The organism is Eggerthella sp. (assembly GCF_048329335.1).
Classification (GTDB): domain Bacteria; phylum Actinomycetota; class Coriobacteriia; order Coriobacteriales; family Eggerthellaceae; genus Eggerthella; species Eggerthella lenta.
In genome coordinates, this window is record NZ_DBFEGU010000249.1 from 1 (window position 1) to 1,918 (window position 1,918).

Below are 1,918 nucleotides of genomic sequence, written 5' to 3' on the forward strand. Positions count from 1 at the left end.
ACTCCTCCTCGGCGGCGGGCACGGGGGCGTACGGGCCGTGTTCATCGGCCAGGCCCACGGCGGCGCGGTTGAGCTGCTTGTGGAACAGCTTGCTGTTCGTTCGCGCCTGGGCGAGCGCCTGGTGGTTGGCGAGGTCGACGACGTACTGCTTGACGTAGGCCTTGGCCGCGGCCGGGTCGCCGGTGATGATGTCGGTCTTGTCCGGGAAGTGCTCGACGAGCGACGCCGCCAGGCGGCTCGTCATCTCGTCGGCCGAGATCCCGTCCACGGCGAGTGTGCCCGCGGTCGAGCCCGCCTGCGCCTGGGTGACGGACGAGAAGTTGCCCGAGCCGTCCGGGTTGACCCCGAAGTATGCGGCGGCTTCGCGGCACGCCTCCGTCCAGACGCCCATAAGGGCGAGCTTGCAGTTAAGGGTCTCGTTCTGGTTCATGCGGAGGTCATCATTGTCCGGCATGGCTTCCCCTTTCGACGGAAAGTTGATATTCCAGGCAATCGTATCGGCGGGCGTCGTCTTTTGGGTATGCGAAAGCCCCCGTTTCCCGAACGGGAAGCGGGGGCTGACGGAAAGGAGACGCTACCTGAGGTTGAGCGAGTAGTTTCTGACGGGCGCCGCGGCGCTCGCGCATGCAGCGCCCGCCGCCGCGGCGACGCGCGCCGGGGGGACGGCCGGAATGCGCGAGTCGATCGCCGCGCTGCGCTCCCTCTCGCGCTCGGCGTCGCGCGGCTTGAACTCGACGATGTTGTCGGCCGTGGCCGGCTCGTCGATCTCGTCGAGGGCGACCTTGGCGTGGGCGGCGTGGCGCCCGCGCGTGCCTGCCGGGAGTCCGGACCTGAGCGAGGTGCCGATGCCGTTGATGAGGTCTCGCAGGCGCTCGTCGTCCGCCGCGGCCGCCGGCTTCGCCGCCGCATGCTTCGGTGCGGGCGCTGCCTCGGCCGGCTCGGCTGCGGACTTGAGCCCGGCCTCGCGCGGCACCGGAGCCGCCGCCGTTGCCGGGGCGGGCGCCGGGGACGCCTGGCGCGGTTCGGCCGTGGCCTTCGCGGGTTTGGGGACGGCGCGCAGGCGGCGCATCAGCTCGCCCAGGGCCTGGGCGATGCGCTTGCGCCCGGCGGCGAGAACTTCGGAGACCTTGAGGCCGTGGAGCGAGGAGATCGTCTTGGCGGCCTGCTCGCGTGAGAGCTCCCCGATGTAGTCCGAGATGCGCGATTGCGCATCGAAATCGGCGGGCACGGGGCTCCCGAGCTCGGCAAGGGCGCGCTTCGCGAGCAGGTCGACGCACTCGCGCCGGAAGTCGGCGCTGCTCTTGTAGATGGAGGCGTTGGCGGCCGCGAAGGCGTCGAACGCGGAGTTGAAGGTGTTCTTCTGGTCGGGCGATGCCGTCATGCCCATCGATGCCGTCAGGGCGTCGATGGTGCCCTCGAACTCGGCGTCCAGCGCGCGGCGGTATTCCTCGAGCCCGCCGCGGGCGGACTTGGCGGCGAGGTTGCCCCTCACCGTCTCGACCGCGCGCTCGCGGGCGGCGCCGACCGCCGCCATGAGCTCCGCGTCGTTTTCCATAGCAGCTGCCACGAGTCGATACGCCTCCTCGATATCGATGCCGTCACCGAGCCCGGATCCGATTGCTCCGATATCGAGCGTGACCGAGCGTTGTCCCGACGCTGCGGGGGGTGCGTCCGCCATGAGTCGACCCTGCCTTTCCAGCGGTTCAGATGGGCCTAGTAGCCCTGCTTGTAGGTGCTGCCGTAGGCGTCCTGGCCATAGGGGCCGTACTGCCCGCGGATGTCGCCATGGGTCTCGGGTCGGGCATATCCCGCTCCCTCTCCCTGGTAGGCGTCCTGGTAATCGTCCTGTCGGTACGTCTCGGGCTGGACCGGGGCCGACGTCGCTTCGTCCGGGCGGGCGGGGTGATCGGTATCAGGG

At 70.0% G+C, this 1,918-nt stretch carries 1 protein-coding gene and 2 pseudogenes; all 3 read right to left on the bottom strand.

Translation table 11 applies throughout. The features are described from left to right. Positions 1-454 (bottom strand): annotated as a pseudogene (locus tag ACMO6A_RS08035) (hypothetical protein); the annotation flags it as partial. Between the two features lie 120 nt (positions 455-574). Next, positions 575-1,678, bottom strand: a complete 1,104-nt coding sequence (locus ACMO6A_RS08040) for a hypothetical protein (RefSeq protein WP_114518616.1) — start codon at positions 1,676-1,678, stop codon at positions 575-577. A gap of 35 nt (positions 1,679-1,713) precedes the next feature. Then, a pseudogene (locus ACMO6A_RS08045) lies at positions 1,714-1,918 on the bottom strand (hypothetical protein); the annotation flags it as partial.

Excerpts from the sequence above, each read along its gene's own strand:
- ACMO6A_RS08040 (WP_114518616.1), bottom strand. The coding sequence starts at position 1,678 with ATGGCGGACGCACCCCCCGCAGCGTCGGGACAACGCTCGGTCACGCTC.